Origin of the sequence: Microbacterium pratiae, assembly GCF_047302165.1 — a bacterium.
GTDB lineage: Bacteria > Actinomycetota > Actinomycetes > Actinomycetales > Microbacteriaceae > Microbacterium.
Map to the genome: position 1 here is coordinate 3,317,422 of NZ_CP154843.1, position 21,881 is coordinate 3,339,302.

General features: G+C 70.6%; 20 protein-coding genes. 2 read left to right on the top strand and 18 right to left on the bottom strand.

Going from position 1 to position 21,881, the window contains the following annotated elements:
* Window positions 1–450: 450 nt before the first annotated feature.
* On the top strand, window positions 451–1,878 hold the full coding sequence (locus AA0Y20_RS15785; RefSeq protein WP_412936174.1) for a dihydrolipoyl dehydrogenase family protein: 1,428 nt from the start codon (window positions 451–453) through the stop codon (window positions 1,876–1,878).
* 42 nt (window positions 1,879–1,920) lie between these two features.
* Here AA0Y20_RS15785 and AA0Y20_RS15790 read toward each other — a convergent pair whose 3' ends face one another.
* The 18 genes from AA0Y20_RS15790 to AA0Y20_RS15875 all read right to left on the bottom strand — a co-directional run bounded on the left by AA0Y20_RS15790 (window position 1,921) and on the right by AA0Y20_RS15875 (window position 20,313).
* On the bottom strand, window positions 1,921–2,586 hold the full coding sequence (locus AA0Y20_RS15790; RefSeq protein ID WP_412936176.1) for a hypothetical protein: 666 nt from the start codon (window positions 2,584–2,586) through the stop codon (window positions 1,921–1,923).
* Between the two features lie 13 nt (window positions 2,587–2,599).
* Window positions 2,600–3,409, bottom strand: a complete 810-nt coding sequence (locus AA0Y20_RS15795) for a hypothetical protein (RefSeq protein ID WP_412936179.1) — start codon at window positions 3,407–3,409, stop codon at window positions 2,600–2,602.
* Window positions 3,406–4,032, bottom strand: coding sequence for a hypothetical protein (locus tag AA0Y20_RS15800; protein WP_412936181.1), 627 nt, complete (start codon window positions 4,030–4,032; stop codon window positions 3,406–3,408). Before AA0Y20_RS15800 ends, AA0Y20_RS15795 begins: the two co-directional genes overlap by 4 nt.
* Entirely contained in the window at window positions 4,029–5,285 is a 1,257-nt protein-coding gene (locus tag AA0Y20_RS15805; protein ID WP_412936183.1) for a hypothetical protein, read from the bottom strand. Before AA0Y20_RS15805 ends, AA0Y20_RS15800 begins: the two co-directional genes overlap by 4 nt.
* Before the next feature lie 13 nt (window positions 5,286–5,298).
* Complete coding sequence (locus AA0Y20_RS15810; RefSeq protein WP_412936185.1) at window positions 5,299–5,637, bottom strand: hypothetical protein; 339 nt, start codon at window positions 5,635–5,637, stop codon at window positions 5,299–5,301.
* An 87-nt stretch (window positions 5,638–5,724) separates the two neighbouring features.
* Window positions 5,725–6,012, bottom strand: coding sequence for a WXG100 family type VII secretion target (locus AA0Y20_RS15815; protein WP_274264290.1), 288 nt, complete (start codon window positions 6,010–6,012; stop codon window positions 5,725–5,727).
* Between the two features lie 155 nt (window positions 6,013–6,167).
* Entirely contained in the window at window positions 6,168–6,653 is a 486-nt protein-coding gene (locus tag AA0Y20_RS15820) for a hypothetical protein (RefSeq protein WP_412936186.1), read from the bottom strand.
* 33 nt (window positions 6,654–6,686) lie between these two features.
* Window positions 6,687–7,361 carry a hypothetical protein gene (locus tag AA0Y20_RS15825; protein WP_412936188.1) on the bottom strand — a complete coding sequence of 225 codons (675 nt, stop codon included), beginning with the start codon at window positions 7,359–7,361 and terminating at the stop codon, window positions 6,687–6,689.
* Between the two features lie 10 nt (window positions 7,362–7,371).
* Window positions 7,372–8,013 (bottom strand): hypothetical protein, encoded by a 642-nt coding sequence (locus AA0Y20_RS15830; RefSeq protein ID WP_412936190.1) that lies wholly within the window; start codon window positions 8,011–8,013, stop codon window positions 7,372–7,374.
* Window positions 8,013–9,140 (bottom strand): hypothetical protein, encoded by a 1,128-nt coding sequence (locus AA0Y20_RS15835; protein WP_412936192.1) that lies wholly within the window; start codon window positions 9,138–9,140, stop codon window positions 8,013–8,015. Before AA0Y20_RS15835 ends, AA0Y20_RS15830 begins: the two co-directional genes overlap by 1 nt.
* Complete coding sequence (locus AA0Y20_RS15840; protein WP_412936195.1) at window positions 9,137–9,439, bottom strand: hypothetical protein; 303 nt, start codon at window positions 9,437–9,439, stop codon at window positions 9,137–9,139. Before AA0Y20_RS15840 ends, AA0Y20_RS15835 begins: the two co-directional genes overlap by 4 nt.
* Window positions 9,440–9,503: 64 nt before the next feature.
* Entirely contained in the window at window positions 9,504–9,791 is a 288-nt protein-coding gene (locus tag AA0Y20_RS15845) for a WXG100 family type VII secretion target (protein WP_112617469.1), read from the bottom strand.
* Window positions 9,792–10,145: 354 nt separating this feature from the next.
* Window positions 10,146–10,496: a hypothetical protein gene (locus tag AA0Y20_RS15850; protein ID WP_412936198.1), complete on the bottom strand. Its 351-nt coding sequence runs from the start codon at window positions 10,494–10,496 to the stop codon at window positions 10,146–10,148.
* A gap of 80 nt (window positions 10,497–10,576) precedes the next feature.
* On the bottom strand, window positions 10,577–15,154 hold the full coding sequence (locus tag AA0Y20_RS15855) for an FtsK/SpoIIIE domain-containing protein (protein ID WP_412936200.1): 4,578 nt from the start codon (window positions 15,152–15,154) through the stop codon (window positions 10,577–10,579).
* A 42-nt stretch (window positions 15,155–15,196) separates the two neighbouring features.
* Window positions 15,197–16,648: an RDD family protein gene (locus tag AA0Y20_RS15860; protein WP_412936202.1), complete on the bottom strand. Its 1,452-nt coding sequence runs from the start codon at window positions 16,646–16,648 to the stop codon at window positions 15,197–15,199.
* A 115-nt stretch (window positions 16,649–16,763) separates the two neighbouring features.
* Window positions 16,764–18,368 (bottom strand): bifunctional phosphoribosylaminoimidazolecarboxamide formyltransferase/IMP cyclohydrolase, encoded by a 1,605-nt coding sequence (purH, locus tag AA0Y20_RS15865; protein ID WP_412936204.1) that lies wholly within the window; start codon window positions 18,366–18,368, stop codon window positions 16,764–16,766.
* Between the two features lie 39 nt (window positions 18,369–18,407).
* Entirely contained in the window at window positions 18,408–19,022 is a 615-nt protein-coding gene (purN, locus tag AA0Y20_RS15870; RefSeq protein WP_412936207.1) for a phosphoribosylglycinamide formyltransferase, read from the bottom strand.
* 4 nt (window positions 19,023–19,026) lie between these two features.
* Complete coding sequence (locus AA0Y20_RS15875) at window positions 19,027–20,313, bottom strand: DUF6350 family protein (protein ID WP_412936209.1); 1,287 nt, start codon at window positions 20,311–20,313, stop codon at window positions 19,027–19,029.
* A gap of 80 nt (window positions 20,314–20,393) precedes the next feature.
* On the opposite strand from AA0Y20_RS15875, the gene AA0Y20_RS15880 reads away from it, so the two are divergent.
* Window positions 20,394–21,830, top strand: a complete 1,437-nt coding sequence (locus AA0Y20_RS15880) for an NCS2 family permease (RefSeq protein WP_412936212.1) — start codon at window positions 20,394–20,396, stop codon at window positions 21,828–21,830.
* Window positions 21,831–21,881 lie beyond the last annotated feature (51 nt).

The window sequence follows — 21,881 nt, forward strand, 5'->3', positions numbered from 1 at the left end:
CGGCCGACGCTCACACGCTATCGACAGGCCCGATGCCGCGTCGATGGGGAGAACTCCCCTGCCGTGCCCCGCCCGTCGCTGCCGCGGTGTCCACCGGTCCACCCGCGTCGCGACCGGCTCGCCGTGCCGCGAACAGGCTCACTCGCCCCCAGCTCCCTCGCACGCGCGGGATGGGCCGGCTCAGCCTGTCGACGGCACACGCCACGGCGAGCAGCGGCGGACGGGGCGGGCCGCGCTGCGCGCCGGCGCGCGGCGCGCTGAGTGACCCGTGCGCAGGCTCAACCCCGGCCGATCGCCCTCCACCGGCCGGATGGCACCGCTCAGCCTGTCGACGGCGCACGCGAACACCCCCACCCGGCGCGCGTCCGCTCCCGTCTGGCGACGTGATTCCCGCGAAGCGGCCGAGCGCAACCGCTGGCGCGCAGCCCGCGACGGGGTTAGCGTCGCGACATGAGCGAACGCACCTACGACCTCGTCGTCATCGGAGCCGGTCCCGTCGGAGAGAACGTCGCCGACCGTGCCGTGCAAGGCGGCTTGAGCGTCGCTATCGTCGAGAGCGAGCTCGTCGGCGGCGAGTGCTCGTACTGGGCGTGCATGCCGTCGAAGGGTCTGCTGCGAGCCGGCGCCGCCCTCCGCGCGGCCCGCGCGGTCGACGGCGCGAAGCAGGCGGTGACGGGCGAGATCGATGTCGCAGGGGTGCTTCGGCGCCGCGACTCGCTCACGTCCGACTGGAACGATTCCTCGCAGGTCGAGTGGCTCCAGGGGGCCGGCGTCGACCTCGTCCGCGGGCACGGCCGCCTCGCCGGCGAGAAGCGCGTCGAGGTCACCGGATCCGACGGTTCCGTCACCACGCTCGTCGCTCGCCACGCTGTCGCGGTGTGCACGGGTTCGGCGGCGCTCCTGCCCGATGTCCCGGGCCTCGCCGACGTGTCGCCGTGGACGAGCCGTGAAGCGACCGCCGTGCAGGAGGTGCCGGGCTCGCTCGCGATCGTGGGCGGCGGTGTCGTCGCGGCGGAGATGGCCACGGCATTCGTCGACCTCGGCAGCGAGGTGACGCTCATCGCGCGCAGCCGCCTGCTCGGACCGATGGAGCCCTTCGCCGGCGACCTCGTCGCGCAGTCCCTCACCGATCGGGGCGCGCGGGTGCTGCTGCACACCGATCTCGTGTCCGCCCAGCGCGTCGATGACGGTCAGGTCGAGCTCGAGCTGTCGAACGGCACGCGCGTCCGCGCCGACGAGGTGCTCATCGCGACCGGACGCGTGCCCCGCACGGAGGATCTGGGGCTGGATGCCGTCGGGCTCGAGGCGGGAGCGTGGCTGGATGTCGACGACACGATGCTCGTCCGCGGATCCGATTGGCTCTACGCGGTCGGCGACGTCAACCACCGGGCCCTTCTCACCCACCAGGGCAAGTACCAGGCCCGGGCCGCCGGCGACGTCATCGTCGCCCGCGCGACCGGCGGCACCGTCGACGACGCACCGTGGGGCGCGCACGTCGCGACCGCCGACCACGGAGCCGTGCCGCAAGTGACCTTCACCGATCCCGAGGTCGCCTCGATCGGTGAGACCGAGGCGTCCGCGCGTGCTGCGGGGCGCAACATCCGCGTGCTCGACTACGACCTCTCGTGGATCGCCGGCGCGTCGACGCGTTCGGATGCCTACACCGGTCAGGCACGCGCGATCGTCGACGAGGACCGCGGCGTGCTCATCGGCGCGACGTTCGTGGGGGCGGATGTCGGTGAGCTGCTCCAAGCCGCGACGATCGCGGTCGTCGGCGAGGTTCCGCTCGCGCGCCTGTGGCACGCGGTGCCGGCGTACCCGACGCTCAGCGAGGTGTGGCTGCGCTTCCTCGAGACCTACGGTCGCCCGACCACCTGAGTCGCAGCGGCGAGACCGACGACCGGGGCGCCGCGGCCCCGGTCAGGCTCCCGGCGTCTCCCAGCGCAGGCTCGACGCCGACAGGTCGAAGAGCGTCTTCATGAGAACGAGCGGCTCGTCGTCGGCGGGGGCGGCGACCGGCCGCGCGATCGAGACGGTCAGCTGGAGCGCCTGGCGCCGCCGCGTCCCGGGAATCGGGGTGAGGTAGCCGATCTCCGTCGCGAGGTAGTCCTGCCCGTCGAGGGTGCGCCGCGTCTCACGCTCGAAGCGCAGGAAGCGCTTGTCGCCGAGCAGCGGCGTCGCGCCGCCCTCGCGGATCAGCGCCCCCACGAGCGGGTCGAGGTTCTCGGCGGTAGCGGTGCGCGTGGACGCGACCATCGACGCCGGCAGCACCAGTGCGGCGTCGTCCTCCGCGGTAGGGGTGAACAGCGCGATCACGTCGGCCGACGCCATCGCGCCGAAGGCCTGCGCGAGCATGGGCTGCAGCCGGGCGTACAGGTCGGGGCGATGGGCCTCCAGCAGACGACGGCGCGCGTCGGAACGCAGCTGGTCGAGCGTGGCGGCGTCGACTCCGCGTCGCACCCATCCCGTCGGAAGCGCGAGGACGAAGTCGGGCCTCTCGGGGAGCCCCATCGCGGCGCGCAGCGAGACCCGCGCGGGGGCGGGCGACATTTCGGACGGGGGCTGGGTCTCGGTCGTGTCGGTCACGATCGTCCTCTCGTCACCGACGCCGTTCGGCATCGATCAGGTGCAGGGTTCCGGGGTCGCGCGACAGCGCGAGTTCGAGGGTCTCGGCGTCGATCAGTCCGCGCTCGTGCAGGACGGCCAGGGCCGCGTTGCGGTCGTCGACCATGGCCTGGCGCTCGTCCCACGGGAGCGAGGCGATGCGGGCGCGGATGTCGCCGGCTCCGAGCCCGGTCGCGGCGACGGCTTCGCCGTCACCCTCGGGCTCGCGGACCCGGAAGCGCACGAGCATCGCGATCGCGGCGACCGCTGAGACGCCGAGTGCGATGAACACGGGCGTGCGCCCCCACTCCCAGTCGGCGTAGCCGTCGAGCTCGGCGATACCGGGCATCGTCCCGAGGGTCAGCACGGCCATCGCGGCCGCGACCAGGGGGACGGAGAACTCGGGCCACGAGAATCGTGCACCGCGGACGAGCCAGGCGACTAGGAACACCGCCTGCCCGATGGCCGTGATCGTGAACATCACCGCGGCGATCGGGATCGAGCGCTCCGCCTCGATCCGGTAGAACTCGAACCGGTCGCCCATGAGGACGGCGAGCCCCAGCACCGGCACGATGGCGGCGGCGATCCAGATCGCGGCGACCGCGATGAACCCGATGCCGCGAAGCGGGGACCTCGACCGTGTCTTCCGCTCTCGCTGCGCGATCGCCGCGCCGTCGGCTCCGAAGTGTTCGAAGATCTCGGGATGCCGCTGGTAGGCCATCACCTCCAACTGCGCGAGACGCACCTCGGACGACAGCGAATGGTCCTCCGCCCAGGCTCGGGCGGACGGGTACAGGAAGCTCATGATGTCGGCACGGTATCAGGCCAGCGTTCGTCTGCGGAGAAGCCGCTCGGCAGCGATGCGACGACCGGTTCGCCGTCCGGGCCCAGGAGGGCGAGCGTCTGCACGAAGTCGTGGAACGAGCCGACCAGAAGAGCGAACAGCTCGGGGATGGTGGGCTGGAGGCTCGCGTGCACGACGACATCACCCGCGATGAAGAGGAAGTCGAGGCCGACGAGATCGACGTCGCCGGCATCCACCGTCGTGGGGCGCTGGATGCCGACACCCATCCGTTCGGCCTCGTAGACGAGCCCAGCCGCGGGATCGAGCACGAAGCCTTCTGGCGCGGTGCCGAAGGCCACGAACGCGTGTCCGACGAGCGGGGCCGGGGCGGGCCAGAGCTGGAACGCCAGCGCCGCCTCCTCCGGGCGCGCGACCAGACCTGCCCGCAGCAGGTCGGCCGCCGGCTGATCGTGGGAGGCGTCCCAGCGCTCGGCCCACCCGTCACGGAGCTGCGCGAGAGAGTCACCCACCCAGATGTCGACGTCGGCGACATCCGCGGGCAGCAGGAGCCAGCCGCCCTGCTCGGAGGTCGCGTCGAGACGCCACTGCCCCGCACCCCACCCGTCGGGCATTCGGTCGGTCACAGGACCGCCCCCACCCACGGGAAGACCGAGCTCGGCTTACGGTCGGCGTTGCCGGTCCACAGGGCGATCTTGTCGAGCGCGGCCCAGCTGCCGGAGGCCATCGTGTAAGCGCCCTGCCACGCGCCGGAGATGACCGTGGAGTTGCACCACCCGCGCGCCGAACCGGCGACCGCCTCGGCGAGGTTCGTCACACCGGTCGAGTTCTGCCCGAACATGAAGCGGCACATGATGTCGCCCACGCCGGCCGGGTTGTTCATCTGCCACAGGCCGCGTGCCCCGTTGCCGATGCTCGAGAAGAAGCCCCCGCTGAATCCCGAGATGGTGCGGAGCGACCGCAGCTGCCCGGCAGCCGCCGACCAGTTGGCGGGCCGCAGTCCGAACGCCATGTCGGCACCGAAGTCGAGCATGCCCGTCTTGCCCTGGAACAGTTTGCCGACCTTGCCGATCGGCAGGACGCTGATGATCGCGATGACGAGCTTCTCGGGCCCGGCATCCCCTCGGAAGACCTGATAGATGGTCAGCAGCAGCGTGATGACTCCGATGATCGAGCCGATGAGGGCGAAGATCGGGCCGCCGATGATGATGCCCAGGATCGCCACGGCGATGCCGATGTAGCCCAGGACTTCGATGACGACGGCGATGACTCCGTCGAGGTCGTCCCAGAAGTCGTCTCGGATCGCTCCCTCGAGGACGTCGCCGATCGAGGATGCCGCGCGGTCGAACGCTTCCTCCCACGTGTCGTAGTGGCGGTCGAAGACGGCACCCTCGTCGCGGAACTGGTCGTACAGCTCTTGCTTGCGGGCGTCGTCCTTCGCATCCTGCGCCTGCTGCAGCGCCTCGGGAGAGCCCGGCTCGGGGTCGACGGCGAGCGTGAATCGGTCGCCCAGCGTTCCCGGCGCACTGTTGTACGCGTTCCAGGCGGCATCGGCAGCCGACACGGCGGCGGCGATCAGCGGCTGGACCGACGAGACGGCGCGACCGTACTCGACCAGGATCGGGCCCGTGGGCTCGTACATCTCGCCGGCGCGGCGCAGCTCGGCGTGCGTGTCGCCGACGATCTCGCGGACCTTCTCGATCGCCTTACCCTGCTGACCGTCCTCGCCCTCGACGAGATCGCGCAGCACCTCGGCGCTCTGGACCATCTGCCGGCCGATCGACTCGATGCGGTATCCGCGGGTCGTGATCGTGCCGCCATCGCCCTCCAGAGTCGTGATGCTGCGACCCCGCGGCGACCCCTCCATGAATATGCTCACGTCATCTCCTCCATCACATCGGCGACGGACGCGACGCGGAGCTCAGCCCCGACGCGTCGATGTCCATCTGCGATGCCGTCTCGTCATCCCAGTCCCGGAAGCCGTCGAGTACGCCGACGACGTGCTCGCGGATCTTCGTGATGTCGCGCACGAGGTCGCCGCGACGGTTATCCCACCCCGTCTCGAACGAATCGACCCGGTCGCGCAGATCGCCGCGACCGTAGGGCCGGCCGATCGCGCCCTGAAGGTCGCCGCTGAGACTCGCGGCATCCTCGAGCTCGCTCAGAATGCGCTCGAGCTGCCCGCTCGTGCGCTCGAGCGTCGAATAGTTGATCCATACCACGTCAGCCATGACGACTCCTCCCCTGCACCCCGGCCGACCTGCGGGCCGAGAGCCTCATGGCCCCGGCCCGCAGAAAGCGAAACCCGCTCGCATCGATCAGCCGCCGGCGAGCTGCTGGTCGAGGTCCTGGATCGCGCGCATCATGCCCAGCAGCGACTCGGACATGTCGTTGATGCCATCGACAGCGTTCTTCAGACCCGTCGTCAGCTCCGAGTAACCCTCACCGAACTTGCCCGACGCGTGCTGCGTCTTGAAGTCATCACCCAGCAGCGTGTCCACCTGCGACTTCAGAGTGTCCAGCTGACCCTGAATGTCATCACGAGCCTGCGCCAGCGAACTCGCAACCTGCTCCATCTCGCCATAAGACGCACCGAAATCAGCCATCACGGCCCTCCTGAAAGTAGATGTCCCGACCCCCCACCGGAGCCGACACCCAAAACCTATCGGCACCCGTCGGCCCAGGTCGATGGGGAGAACTCCCCACCCCGCGATCTGCTATGCAATCGCTTTCCGATGGCAGCTGAAACCGGTGATCTCCGTCAACGCGAGCCCGCGGCCGGAGAACGTCGCGAGACCACCGCGATGCCCACGACCAGGATCATGACGGCGAGGGCGCTGATCGGTGCAGCATTCCATTGCGCACCCCACACGGCGTCGCCGACTCGCACGCCGCGCTCCGGCGCCATCCCTGCGAACAGGACCGCGGCGATCGCGGCGGCGACGGTCGGCCCGATGAGGCCACGCAAACCGGACACGTCGCCGCGACGGGCCGTCGCGACCGTGACGACCGCGAGGGCGACGGATGCGGAGGCCAACGCGATCAGCACGATGGCCGGCATCACGAAGAGCGGGTATGGCACCGCAACGGACCACTTCACGCCCGTGGTCTCGCTGACCTGCCCACCGGAGAGGATCAGAGAGCCCACGAGGTACACGACCAGCGCGGCGGGGGGAACGATGGCGACGACGGCGGTAGCACGCGCGACGATAACGTGCGCGCGGGTCGTCGACGGTGAGGGGGCCACGCGGTCAGCGTACGCGGCAGTCGAGGTGCCGCGTCAGCGAGCGCGCACCGAGCGCGTCAGCCACGAACACAGCGGGTCGCCCGCACTCAGGCCGTTGACGATCCGCAAGACGCCGCCGATCTGACCGATGCCGCTCAGCGCGCCGCACACGCCGACGAGCAGGACCGGCACCGTGAAGATCGAGACGCCGGCCCCGAGGTCGCGCACGAAGACGGCGATCCCGCCGACAGCGACGAGCAGGGCGAGGGTGGCCGTGATCAGGCGGACCAGGATGCGGGGCTCGAGATTGACGGTACGCGCCTGCACCCAGCCGGCTGCGCGCGGCGCGCGCTGGCCCGCGAGGTACGGGGCGTGCAGCCAGTACGAGGCTGCACGAGTCAGTGCACGGCCGCTGCGCCACAGCGCCACGAGCAGCGCTGCCCCGGCGAGGGCGACCCCGGCTGAGATCGCGATGACGATCACGGTATCCGGCGTCACGACGCCCATCGCCACCACGGTCGCGACCAGCCCGCCCGCGAAGAACACGCCGCCCGCGACGGCGATGAATCCGACGATTCCGAGCGCCCAGCGCGACCATCGCTCGTAGTCGGCACGCAGGACGGCGACAGCACGATCGGCCCCGGCTGGCCCCGCAGATGCCGCAGGCTCGCCCGCCTCGCCTGCTGCGAGGAGCGGGCGGGATGCTGCCTGGATGAAAGCGAACGCCATGGACAGAATGCTACGTGCCGACGGGCTCGGGCTCCGCGGGCTCGACGCCCTCGGGCAGAGCCTGCGTCGTCGTGAGCGCGAACGCGACGTGCAGCGCCAATTCGGCCGACTGCTGCGGGTCGGAGCACAACCCCATGACGACCGCCGTGCCCGCGCCGCCGCCAAGGCGGATCTCGCCGACCGCGGTGAGGTGCGGCATCCCGCCATCCGTCGACGCGCCAAGGGTGATCGTGCCGACGCGGCCGTCCGGGGTGGTGAAGCTCTCACTGCGCCCGCCATCGCCGAAGCGCGCCAGCGGGAGCAGCCGGTGGAACGCCGTCGCGGCGGCGTCGGTCTCGGCCGCCGCGGGCACCACGTTCGTGCAGAGGAAGAATGCCGCCGGGCGCTCGCCCAACGTCAGCGAGACACCGGCGAACGCGAAAGCTGTGTCGGCGAACAGCTCGACGCCGGCACGGAAGCCGTCGACGATCGCGTCGCGCGCAGCATCCGGCAGCCAGCCCTCGGCACTCACGAGGTACCAATCGAGCCACTCCTGCGGCGAACGGTCGCCGAACGAGCGGAACTCGATCCAGCCCTGGGGCACGCGCTGCCAGACCCGCAGCGGCGCATCATCAGCCGCGACCGGGTCGAGCGTCGCCTCCTGCTCGGTCATCAAACCTCCTCATCGGTGCGCGGGCCGTTGCCGCGCAGGGTGTTGTTGAACCGTTCGGAGAGGTTCTGCCACGGCCCGGTCAGACTGTCGACGAAGTCCGTCCCCTTGCTGTGGGCGTCCATCGCGCTGTTCACGGTCCAGTACGTGTTCGCGACCATGTTGGGCAGATTGACGTTGAGCGCCACGGCGACGCTTCCCGCCGCGGCCCCACCGCCGGCGATCGCCGGCGTCATTCCCTGGATCGACGGGATGAGCACCTGGCCGCCGGGGCCGATCAGCGCCTTTGCAGCCTGCCCGAGTGCACCGCCCGCCAGCAGTCCGAGGGCTCCGGCGGCGAACTCGGCGAACGTTCCTCGGCCGGTCGCCCACTGCAGACCGTCGATCGCGACGAGTGCGATCGACATGATGAGCGCGACCGTGCCGAGCACGGGGATGAAGAGCGAGAGGATCGCGATGATCGGCAGCGCCGCCCGGAGGATGTCCTCCAGGATCGGCACCACGTTGTCCATGAGCCAGTTGCCCGCATCGGCGAGCCAATCACCGGCCGAGCCCAGGAAGTTCATGACCGGGTTGCCGGCGTAGGAGTTCAACGTGTCGCTCGCAGACAGAAGCGCTCCGGCCGCGGCGGCGGCGTCGGCGTCGACCTCGTCCTTGAGCTGACGAGCACGCGCGCGGATCGCATCCAGCTCGCCCTGCGCGTTCGCCAGCGCCGTCGACGCGTTCGACACGGCATCGGGGTCGGCGTCCTCGGCATCCTTGTTCGCCTGGGCCTGCGCATGGGCTGATTCCGACGAGGCGACGCTTGCGGATGCCGCGGAGGCTTCTTCCGCGAGCGCTGCGGCACGCCGCTGATGATTGGCGAGCTGATCGGTCCAGGTCGCCAGGGCGGTCCGGGATGTGCGCAACGCCTCACCCGTGTCGCTGAGGTGCGGGCGGAAGTCCTCGCTCAGCGCGGCGCGGAACGCCGTCGCCGACTTTCCGACCCACGCGGCGTCGTCGGAGCCGTCCATCATCGACAGAGCGTCATCGACACCGTCGCAGCTGGTGGTGAGCGCATCCACATATCCGGAGAGCGTCGCGACGTCACCGGGGGCCGGGTCGAAGCCGAGAGCGGAGAAGTCGGTCACGACGCCGATCCTTCCTGCGGAACCATGCTGTTGCCGAGCTCGGTGTCGAGCTGCTGAAAGGCCTCGAGAATGCCCTCGAGCCCCGTGCCCGCGTCTTCCGCATAGCGGGCGAGCTTGTCGATACCGCCACCCCACGAATCGTGGAGGTCCTCGAGGCGCCGCCGCAGCACGTCTTGGGGCACGGCCGCGCCCGAGACGTTCGACATCGCCCGTGTCGCCCCGTCGAGAACATCCCGCATGTTCGCGTAAGCGTCGCGGCTGGCGCGCATCGCGCCGTAGTCGATCCGCACGTCGACCATGGTCACCTCCAAGAATCGAGCGGAGCCGAGGCGCCCAGGACGCCTCGGCCCCGAAAAGACGGGATCAGCTGCCGGCGAGCTGCTGGTCGAGGTCCTGGATCGCGCGCATCATGCCCAGCAGCGACTCGGACATGTCGTTGATGCCATCGACAGCGTTCTTCAGACCCGTCGTCAGCTCCGAGTAACCCTCACCGAACTTGCCCGACGCGTGCTGCGTCTTGAAGTCATCACCCAGCAGCGTGTCGACCTGCGACTTCAGGGTGTCCAGCTGACCCTGAATGTCATCCCGAGCCTGCGCCAGCGAGCTCGCAACCTGCTCCATCTCGCCATAAGACGCACCGAAATCAGCCATGACGGCCCTCCTGAAAGTAGATGTCCCGGCCCCCCTCCGGAGCCGACACCCAAAACCTATCGGCACCCGTCGGCCCAGGTCGATGGGGAGAACTCCCCACCCCGCGATCTGCCAGGCAATCGCTTCTCGTCAGAACGACGGCCAGGGCGAACACAGACGGGTGCCGCGGGCCTCGGGGCCCGCTCAGTCTGCGGGCGAGTACACCCCTTGCTTGCGCACGATCACATCACCCGACGACACCGTCCCGGACGCGATCCATACTGCCACCGTCGCCCCACATCCCGTCAGAACGGTGACCGCGAACGCGGCCGCCGTCGCACCGAAGAGACTTCTCCGCATCCTCATCGCCGCACCTCATCGGCGCCGGGTGCGGGGCGATCGAACCACGATGATGACGAGGAGCACGACCTGCGCCACGGCGAGCGCGAACCACAGCCACAGTTGCGCCTCCGAGAACGACGTGCCGGCAGCCGTTCCCACCACAGCGCGATATCCGATCGCCGCGACCATTGCCACCGCGACGATCGCGGCGATGATCGCGGCATCCGTTCGCCGCGCCGCGGGCCGGACGACAGCCGCCGCGCCGAGAGCGAGAACCGCGACGACGGATGCCGTCACCATGATCGGAAGGGCTAGGCCGGGGTCGAGCCGGATACGCCGGAGCGGTGGATACATCACGGCAGCCGAGACGACCGCGGACGTCATCCCGGCGCCCGCGATCCACGCCCACCACCGCCCGCCCGCAGTGGCAGGAGACCCGCGGCCCCACCCCGACGACATCTCGCTCAGCGAATGGTCTCGGTGACGGTGTCGGTCGACACGGACTCCCCCGCGCCCGCTGCGACAGGACGAGACACCGCGACGGTCTCGGACTCCACCAGCGGCATCTGAACCGTCACGGCACGACCGGCCTGCACGAAGATCCCGCGGCCCTCGGGGAAGTCGCTGCGCTTGACCTTCGGGAACGGCACCTTGAACACGGCGTCGCCGTCGAAGGCATCCGGTTTGAGGATGATGCCCTTGCGGCCGCCCTTGAAGTCGCCGACGAGACCGAATCCGCTCGTGACCTGAGTGACGTCGGCGTCGCCGATGAGCAGGTGATCGCTGCGGTTCACCGCCTGGAACAGCGCTTTCATCGGGCGCTCGGCGGGCGAGTCGGCGAACTGCGGCACGTCTTCGACGACGATCAGGATGCGGCGGCCGAGTGTCTCGTCGGCGACGAGCTCGGCGAGCTCGGTCGCGAGCTCCTTCGCATCGTCGGGCGTCGTGGCGCTGCGCACCCAGGGCGCGAAGTCGCGCAGCTGCGACCGGCGCCCGCCGAAGTGGAACAGCGTCACCTCGGGGTCGAGACGCGTCATCGAGGTGACGAGCGCCTTCATCGCCGTGGTCTTGCCCGCCAGCGGCGGCCCCGCGACGACGAAGGTGCCGACCGGGTCGAAGTCGCGCGGCGCCAGCGTGTCCTCCGAGACGCCGAGCACCGGGAACTCCCCGATCCGGTCGGGAAGATCGGCCAGCGCGAGACGCGTCGGGAGCGACCCGATCTCGGCGACCTCCCGCACGCCGCGCGAACGCAGCTCGTCGGCGAGCTGACCGAGCAGCTTGGTCTGCTCCGCCACGTTCGGCGTGCCGCCGAGCACCGCGATCTGCGTCTCGAATCCATCGACGATCGCGCGCCCGGGGGCGGACCGCTCGTCGAGGACGTCCTTCGGCGCGTTCAGCAGCGCATAGGCGTTCTCGTCCGAGAGGCGCAGCACCACGCGGCGCGAGATGTTGGAGCTGACGGCGGTCGGCACCGATCCCGAACGGTCGGCGGTCGCCACGACGTGCACGCCGAGCGGGCGGCCCTCGCCGAGGATCCGCATGAACGCCTGGTAGAACGGCATCCGCGCCGTCGTCGACTCCCACTCGGCCCGGAACTGCGGCAGACCGTCGAGAAGCAGCACGATGCGCGCCTCGTCACGGCCGGTGAGCTCGCGGTACTCGGCGATCGTCGACGCGTTGGCGGCGCTGAACCGCTTGCCGCGATCGTCGAGCACCTTCCCGAGCGAGCGCATGATGCGCTGCACACGCTCGGCGTCGTCGCCGGGGATAACCGACCCGACATGGGGCAGGATCTCGAGGCTCTTGAGCGACCCCGAGCCGAAGTCGAGACCGTAGACCTCGATGTTCTCGGCACGGCGGCCCGTCGTCGCGGCGGCGATGGCGATCGTGCGGAGGACCGTCGACTTGCCCGAGCCGCTGGTGCCGTACACGAGCATCGAGCCGTCGCGGTCGGGATCGAAGTACACCGCCTCCTGCAGCTGGCGTTCGGGGATGTCGCTCTTGCCGATGAGGATCGATCCGGCGCGGCCCGCGGGGAGCGAGCGGATGTCGACGGTCGTCTCCAGGTCGTCGAGCCACGGTCGCCGGGGCGCGGGAATGGCTGCGCGGTTCGCCGCGGCGACGAGCGTGGCGACGATGCGCTTCTGGTCGTTGGGCCCCGGATCCACCTCCGCGGCCGGGTCCTCGGGCTTCTCGTCGACCTCCCAGCGCTGCACCGATCCGAAGCGGAGCTCGGCGACGGTCACATCGGCGGCGACGACCTCGTCCGTGCTCCAGCCACCGGCATAGGCGGACTGGAAGGGAACGAGACGGCCGGGACCGGTCTTCGCGATACCGCGACCGGGGATGCTGGGGTCGAACCGTGCCGCCACGGGATCGTCGACGACATCCTTCGAGTCGGACTCGTCGGCCATGCGGAGGGCGACGCGCAGGTTCGTGTTGGCGCGGAGGTTGTCTTTGATGACGCCCGCGGGACGCTGCGTCGCCATGATGAGGTGGATGCCGAGCGATCGACCGCGCTGAGCGATGTCGACGACACCGTCGACGAACTCGGGCACTTCGCCGGCGAGCGCGGCGAACTCGTCGATCACGAGCACGAGCGCGGGCGGGGTCTCGGGGTCCCGGCGCTTCTCGAGCTCGAGCAGATCCTTCGCCTTCTTGCGGTTGAACAGGTGCTCGCGGTGGTGCAGCTCGGCTCGGAGGCTCGTCAGGGCGCGGCGCACGAGGTGAGGGCTCAGGTCGGTGACGAGGCCGACCGTGTGCGGCAGCTCGACGCAGTCGGCGAAGGCCGAACCGCCCTTGTAGTCGACGAAGAGGAACGTGACGCGGTCGGGGCTGTGGGCAGCGGCCATGCCGAGCACCCAGGCCTGCAGGAACTCCGACTTACCGGCACCCGTGGTACCGCCGACGAGGGCGTGCGGCCCCTGGGTACGGAGATCGAGCGTCATGGCGTCGGTGGCGCCCTGGCCCACGATCGCGCGGAGGTTGCCGGCCTTCTTGAGGCGGGGCATCGCAGCGCCCGATCGGTCGAGGATCGTGTTGTTCTCGCGCCAGCGCTCGACGGCGAACGTGGGGTCGGTCGCGAGCTCCGAGCCCACGAGCGAGAGGAACATCACGGAGTTCGGGATGTCGGAGGAGTCCTCGATGATCGTGCTCGCGTCGGTGACCGGCGCGAGACGCTTCGCGAGCACCGTCATGAGCTCGTTCGAGACGCCCTCGACCTCGGTGACGGGGTACTCGACACCGCTGCGCACCGTGCCGACACGTGCCGCGCCGAGCCCGGCCGACACGTCGACGAACGTCCGGCAGACGGCGGGCAGCGCGTCGACGACGGGGGCGACGAAGATGCCGTAGACGCCGACATCGGCGCCGCGTTCGAGCACCTGTGTCAGGCGCGCGCGGTCGACCGGTGCATCGGAGGTGACGATGACGAGCACGGCCGTCTGCCCCGGGAAGGTCGCCTCTTCGGCGGCGCGACGGACATCCGTGCCGTAGTGCATCGGGTCCCAGTCGTCGTCGAACGGCAGGCGCGGAGCGGCCGCCGCCTTCGAACGCCGCATCACGAGCTCCTCGAGTCCCGACAGCAGCGCGGCGCCGGTGGACGCCGAGTCCGACAGCGGCATGTCACGGAACGGGCTGCGCTCGCTCGAGGTGTGCGGCAGCCACTTGAGCCACTCGAGCTCCTTCGCCCACTCCGGCTCGGTCAGCGCGACGGCGGCGAGATCGTTCGGGGAGTGCAGGCCGAAAAGCTGCACGGCGAGACCGCGGAGCGCGTCGGCGGCTTCACGCGCGCCGCCGGCGACACCGAGGACGCCGACGCTCTGCAGCGACTCGAGCACGGGGACGCCGTCGATCAGACGGTAGCGTTCCCGCAACCGGTCGACGCGCTCGACGTACTCCTGGAGCGCATCGGGGTTCTCCGCCCGCTTGACGCTCGTGCGCGACGGCGCCTCGGAGGTGCCCATCCGCACCGACAGGAAGTTCCAGTGCTCGGGCCGGCGGGTCCAGAGCATGGGGCCGAGCTGCATCGACTGCTCGAAGACGACCGCCACCGGCGGCACCTCGGCGTTGCGCACCTCGCGCTCACGTGGCCGCAGCCGGTACAGCTTCTCTTCGAGCTCCTCGAAGGTGCGCTCGAAGATCTCGACCTCTTTGCGCTGACGCTGACCGAGCTGCGTGCGCTGCGAGACGAAGTTGCCGAGCAGCATCATCGGCGTCATGAAGACGATCAGCAGCGTGCGCGGCTGATTCGTGATGGAGAACATCGCGATGCCGAGGATGAGCGGCGCAATGAGCATCGGCCACGGGAAGAGACGCGAGACCGGGTCCTTCGGAAGCCGCGGCTCTTCGAGCTCCTCGCCGACGTAGCGCGCCTCGACCCGGGGACTGCGGTTGAACAGCAGACTGCCGCCGCGCTCGAGAACCGGGTCCTGCTCGACCGGGGCGAAGGTCTCGGCCATCGACACGACGAGCTCGGTGTCGCCGAGCTGGAACCGCTGGCCGGGGATGACCCGCAGTCGCTGCACCAGACCGCCGTCGATCACGATGCCGTTGGCCGAGTTCAGGTCGACCAGCTCGACGGAGGCCCCGATCTCGATGCGCGCGTGGCGCTTGGAGACGAGCCGGTCATCGAGCACGATGTCGTTGCCCTGCGAGCGGCCGATCGTGAAATGACCCTGCGGCAACGAGAATTCACGCCCCGCGAGCGGCCCGCCGACGACGTGGAGGATCGCGGCGACGGGACCGCCCGCTCCGCGGGTCGCGACGTAATCCGACCCGAGGTTCGTCACGGATGCGACGAACCCCGAGCCGATCGGCGCGTCGCTGACGAGCATGTGGGGGTCGAGCATGACGAAGTCGGGCGAGGTGGGGGGCGCGACCGTGAGCGTCAGCACATCGGCCTCGCCCGCCGCCACCTCGCGCCGCGGATCGCTGTCGACGATGCGGCGCGCGACGTCGTGCACGGTTGCCGTCGAGTCCGCCGTCACGACGATGTCGGTGCCGGTGTGATCACGGCGCTGGAGAGTCAGCTTGAGTCTCATCGAGGATTCCTGTCAGCCGTGCGACGTCGGTCGGCGGGGAGGTCAGCGGATGGCGACGACCGCGGAGCGGTCGCCGAAGCGGATGGTGTCGCCGTCGCGGAGGTCGACGGGATGCCCGGGCACGAGGGCCTGCTCGCGGGTTCCCCGCACGAGCACGCTGCCGTTGGTCGAGCCGCGTTCGACCGCCTGGACCCGGCCGTCGACGCGCAGCACAGCCCAGTGGGTCTTGGAGATCGACCGGGTGTGGTCGATCACGGGAACCGGCAGCACGTCGGCATCGTCCGGGCCGGTCGCGGGAGCCCGCCCGAGCACGACGCCGCCACCGGGAACCGAGATGGTGTCGCCCGAGTCGAGAGTCAGCTCGACGACGCCGGACGACGCGGATGCCGCTGCGCCGGCCTCATCGGGCACGGCGGGAGCCGCCGGCGGCGTCGCCGCGGCCGCGGGTGCCGGGGCTTCGAGAAGTGAGGGCGGCGTCCAGGAGGATGCCCCGGCGGCGGGGGCGACGATCGCCCCGGGGGCGACGGCGGCCGGCGTCGGGGCGGATACGGGCGGAGCGGAGCTCGCCGTGGGCGATGCCAGGCTCCCCCCGGCGGCGGTCGCCCCCGGTGCGACGGGTGGGGTCGCCGCGGGCATCCCGGGCGCAGGCGCGACGAAGGGCGCAGGCGCAACGGTCGTGGGGATGCCGGGACCGACCTCGTCCTCGGCGGCATCCGTGTCGCCGATGATCCCGGTGCCCGGAGCGGAGCGGACGGCGCCGAGGACACCGCCCTTGTTGCGGGCGAGGGGCACATAGGCGCCCGCTCCGCCGGCGGCCACCGGCGTCGCGAGCGAGGGGAGCTCGGTCTTCACGTCGAGCAGATCGGTCGCGACCGTCTTGCGGGCGATGCGCATGCGCTTGTCGTCGTAGGGGTTGAGTCCGTGCTTGACGTCGACGAGCCAGACGGCGGCAGCCAGGTCCGGCCAGCCACGCCCCCGCCGGGCGGGATCGAACAGGGGCGAGAGCGCGATGACGAGCAGCGGGCCCAGAAGCGGGACGAGCATGCTCGCGCAGAGGACGAGGTAGCGCACGACCGCCCCGCGCCAGAAGCCGGGGCGTTCCAGGGTCCGCACGTTCACGGCTCGCAGACCGGTGCACGCCTTGCCGAGAGTGACGCCCCGGCGTCCGAGCAGGATGAGCTGGACCAGGAGGAAAGCTGTCGACAGCCCCGAGCTCACGGCGGCGAGGATGGCGAGCAGCAGCAGATCGTCGCGAGACGTGAGCGTTCCGACGGGATCGGCCGCGAGGATCGCCGCATTCAGCGCCGGGACGACGACGATGAGCATCGGCGCCTGGAGCAGCAGCAGGACGACGGCCTCGATGACCGTCGCCAGGACGCGTCGGCCGAACGGCGCAGGACGCAGCCCGAGTGACGCGGCGTACTCCGGCCTCGGTCGACCGTCGGCATCGAGCCCCTCGATCGTCCGAGCGCGATCATCGATCTCCCAGATCACTCGTTCCTCCCCGAAACGGTTCACACCCGAAGCGACCCTATCGTCCGCGGCGGGCCCGACGATCGACTATTGACTCGACGGGCCCGGCCGGGTGGCGGTGGAGACCACCGGAGTGTCAGTGGAAGAAGTGCCGCTCGCCCGTGAAGAACATCGTCACGCCCGCGGCTCGGGCGGCGTCGACGACCTCCTGGTCGCGCACCGAGCCGCCGGGCTGGATGATCGTCTTGATGCCGGCGTCGATGAGGACCTGCGGGCCGTCGGCGAAGGGGAAGAAGGCGTCGGATGCCGCGACCGAGCCGGCCGCACGGTCGCCGGCCCGCTCGACGGCGAGCCGGCACGAGTCGACGCGGTTGACCTGACCCATGCCGATCCCGACCGTCGCGGAGCCCTGCGCGAGCACGATCGCGTTCGACTTGACGGCACGGCAGGCCTTCCACGCGAAGATCATGCCCTCGAGCTCGGAGGGGTCGGGTCGCTCACCGGAGACGAGCTGCCAGTCCTTCGCGACCGACTCGATGTCGTCGGGGAAGCGATCGGCGTCCTGCAGCAGGAGCCCGCCGGAGACCAGGCGGACGTCCATGCGCTCCTGGCGCCAGTCGGCGGGGAGACGGAGCACCCGGAGGTTCTTCTTCAGCTTGAACACCTCGAGCGCCTCCGGCTCGAAGTCGGGGGCGACGATCACCTCGGTGAAGATGTCGCGCAGGTTCTCGGCCATCTTCAGCGTGACCGTGCGGTTGGCGGCGATCACCCCGCCGAAGGCCGAGACGGGGTCGCACTCGTGTGCACGCAGGTGCGCCGAGGCGATGGGGTCGAGTGCCTGCGGGGCGGTGACGGCGATGCCGCAGGGGTTCGCGTGCTTGATGATCGCGACCGCCGGCTTGACCATGTCGAACGCGGCGCGCAGGGCGGCGTCGGCGTCGACGTAGTTGTTGTACGACATCTCCTTGCCCTGCAGCTGCTCGGCCTGGGCGATGCCGTGGCCGCCCGCGCGGGTGTAGATCGCGGCGCGCTGGTGCGAGTTCTCGCCGTAGCGGAGGGTGGCGAGGCGCTCCGCACGAATCGTGAGGTGCTGCGGCAGCTCGTCGCCCTCGAGCGTCGACTCGGCGAACCACGTGGCGACGGCACGGTCGTACTCCGCCGTGTGCGCGAACGCACGAGCGGCCAGGTCGCGGCGCTGCGCGAGGCTCGTGCCGCCCGCGGAGACCGACTCGATGATGGCCGGGTACGACGAGGGCGAGACGACGATCGCGACGTTGGCGAAGTTCTTCGCCGACGCGCGCACCATCGCCGGCCCGCCGATGTCGATCTGCTCGACGACGTCGTCGGGGGCGGCACCCGAGGCGACGGTCTCGACGAAGGGATACAGGTTGACGACCACCAGGTCGAACGCCGAGATGCCGAGCTCCCCGAGCTGGGCCTCGTGGCTCTCGAGCCGCAGGTCGGCGAGGAGTCCGGCGTGGACGCCGGGGTGCAGCGTCTTCACACGCCCGTCGAGCGACTCCGGGAACCCGGTGACCTCGGCGACATCCGTCACCGTGAGACCCGCCTCGCGCAGGAGCGCGGCCGATCCGCCGGTCGAGACGATCTCGACCCCGGCGTCGGCGAGAGCCTGCGCGAGAGGAAGGAGGTCGGTCTTGTCGCTCACCGAGATGAGCGCGCGGCGGACGGCGACGAGGTCGCGTGCGCGGTAGAGGGCGGGGTCGTGGCTCGGTCCGGCCATGGCGGTTCTCCTCGGGTGCGGTGTGGGGCCTGCGGTGCGTCAGGCCGTCGGAGCGGTCGGGTTCGGGGTGGCGGGTTCGACGAGGTCGATCTCGCCGGTCGCGATGCGCCGCACGACATCGATCAGCAGGCGGCGTTCGACGGGCTTGATGCGCTCGTGCAGGGTCGTCTCGTCGTCGCCGGGCAGCACGGGAACCCGCTCCTGCGCCAGGATCGGCCCGGTGTCGACGCCGGCGTCGACGACGATGACGCTCGCGCCGGTCTGACCGGCGCCTGCGGCGAGCGCGTCACGCACGCCGTGCGCGCCGGGGAACTCGGGCAGGTAGGCCGGGTGGGTGTTGATGATGCGGGGCGCCCACGCGTCGACGACGGCGACGGGCAGCAGCCGCATCAGACCGCTGAGGACGATGAGGTCCGGAGCCCAGGCCTCGAGCTGGCGCAGCAGCTCGTCGCCCCATTCCTCCCGCGTCTCGTACTCGCGGAACGGGACCGCGAAGGTCGGGATGTTGAAGGCGTCGGCATGAGCGAGGCCGTCGGCGGGACGGTCGGCCCCGACGACCACCACTCGGGCCGGGAAGCCGGGTTCGACGGCGGCTTCCAGGAGGGCCCGCAGGTTCGACCCGCCACCGGAGATGAGGACCGCGACCGTCAGCACCGTCTCACTCTACCCGCGCCGTTCCGGCCAGCCGTGCCTCGTCGTCATCGCCCGACGCGGCGTACTCGTCGTCCGGGTCCGGGCGCTGCGACGGGCGTGGGCCGAGCAGCGCGATCGTCGCACCGATGCCGATCTCGACGGCGAAAGCGAGCCCGACGGCGCCCGCGGACGGGCCGATCTGATCGAGCCGGCCCGGGCCGAAGGCGCCCGATGCCAGGAGCGAGAGCACGGCGACCGCGAGCCCGCCTCCGACGGCCACGATCGCCGCGGCGGCGAGGCGGGGAAGAACGGGATCGGCGGCGAGAGCGGATGCCGGCGCGGGAAGACGCCGCCGCGCCGCCGCACCCGCCACGAAGCCGACCGCGACGAAGAGCAGCGCGACGAGCAGCAGCACGGGCGGCGACGCCGGCGGGACCGCTCCGAGCACGGGGATGCCGGGAACGACGCCCAGCTGTGTCCCCGATGCCGCGACCGTCGAGCCGGCGCCGAGCGAGAACCCGGGGCCCGCGGCGAACGCGCCACCCCAGACGAAGAGGGTCGGCAGATACGCCGCCTGACCGAGCGTCATGACTGTCGCGCCGAGCGCATCGACGTTGGCCGCCTGGAAGAGCGAGACGACCTCTCCGCCGCGTGCGAGCACGGCGACCCCGACCAGGAGTGCGCCGACGCCGACGAAACCGACGACGGCGGTCGCCAGCCCGCGCGCGCCGGCGGACACGGCCGCTGCATAGCCGCTCCGGTCGAGCCGCACGAACAGCGAGTCCACGGGCCCGTCGTCGCCGTCGCGCCATGCGCGGGCGACCGAGCCGATGAGGGCGGGGACGCCGAACACCAGCGTGGGCAGCAGGACGGCCTGCCAGGTCTCGACCGCCGCGTACGGAGTCGAAGCGGTCACGGCGACGACCGCCGAGGCGACGGCGACGGTCGCCGTCCCGGCGAGCACTCCCGTGAACCCGGCACCGGCACCGGCGGCGCGAGCACCCGAGCGGGCGGCGAACAGAGCGATGAGCAGTGCGACCGCGAGCGGCGCGAGCGAAAGCGAGAACGACACGGCATCGGCACCGATCCCGGTTCCCACCGTGTACTCCTGGGGCAGCGTCACCTGCAGCGGCACGAGGTTGCCGAACTGCCAGACGCGCACCGATGCGGGCCAGAGCGAGGACCAGTCCGCTCCCCCGCCGAAGGCGACGGCCCAGAGGACGGTCAAGGGCGCCAGGGCCGCGGCAACGCCGACGGCCACCGCGACGAGAGCGTCGAAGGCGGAGAGGAGGGCGACGAGCAGGCGATTCATGCCTGATCGACCCTACCCAGCGAGGCTGTGCGTGTCGGGCGGACGCGCGCGAGGGCGCTACCGTCATCTCGGAGGAATTTGTGAACACTACGCAGACGCGCACGCCCCAGGGTGCCATCGACCGCTTCTTCGACATCAGCCGACGCGGCTCGACGATCGGCACCGAGGTCCGCGGCGGCCTCGTGACCTTCGTCACGATGGCCTACATCGTGATCCTGAACCCGATCATCCTGTCGGGCAAGCCCGATGTCGCGGGCACGACCCTCGACTTCGCGGCGGTGAGCGCCGCGACCGCCCTGACCGCCGGCGTCATGACGATCCTGTTCGGCCTCATCACGCGTCTGCCGTTCGCGTTCGCCGCCGGACTCGGCATCAACGCCTTCGTCGCGTTCGGCGTGGTCGGCGAGGTCACGTGGGCCGAGGCGATGGCACTCGTGATGATCAACGGCGTCATCATCGTGCTGTTGGCGGCCACGGGACTCCGCAAGCTCATCTTCGATGCCGTGCCCGTGCAGCTCAAGCTCGCGATCACGGTCGCGATCGGTCTGTTCATCGCCTTCATCGGGTTCGTCAACTCGGGGTTCGTGACCTCGACCGGCCAGGCCTCTCCCCCGGTCGGGCTCGGCGTCGGCGGGTCCGTCGCGTCGGTGCCGACCCTGATGTTCGTCATCACCCTCCTACTCACCGGCATCCTCGTCGCCCGCAAGGTCAAGGGCGGCATGCTGATCGGGATCGTGTCGGGCACCGTCCTGTCGATCGTCGTCGAGGCGATCTGGCACCTCGGCGCGGCGACCGACAACCCCGGCGGCTGGGGACTCACGGTGCCGGCCCTGTCGGGCTCACCCGTCAGCGTTCCCGACCTGAGCCTCATCGGGGCGGTCGACTTCGGCTTCGACCTCGGCAAGGTCAGCATCGTGACGCTCGTCATGCTGGTCTTCACCCTCGTCTTCTCGAACTTCTTCGACGCGATGGGCACGATGACGGGACTCGCGAAGGAGGCGAATCTCGCCGACGCGAAGGGCGACTTCCCGCGCATCAAGTCGGCGCTGATCGTCGAGGGCGTCGGCGCGATCGCGGGTGGCGCGACGAGCTCGTCCTCGGCGACGGTGTTCGTCGAGTCCGGCTCGGGCATCGGCGAGGGCGCGCGCACGGGACTGGCGAACGTCGTGACGGGCCTCGTCTTCCTGCTCGCGATGTTCTTCACACCGCTCACCTCGATCGTTCCCACCGAGGTCGCCGCCGCGGCCCTCGTCATCGTGGGAGCGATGATGCTGTCGCAGATCGCGCACATCGACCTCAGCGACTTCCGCGTCCTGCTGCCGGTGTTCCTCACCGCCACCGTCATGCCGCTGACCTACTCGATCGCCAACGGCATCGGCGCGGGCTTCATCTCCTGGGTCCTGGTCAACGCGCTCTCGGGCCGCGTCAAGCAGATCAGCCCGCTGCTGTGGGTCGTCGCCGGCGGCTTCGTGATCTTCTTCGCCCGCGGTCCCCTCGAGGCGCTGCTCGGGGTCTGATCGCTCCCGGAGACGCTCCGAAGAAACGACGAAGGGGCGGATGCCGCAGCA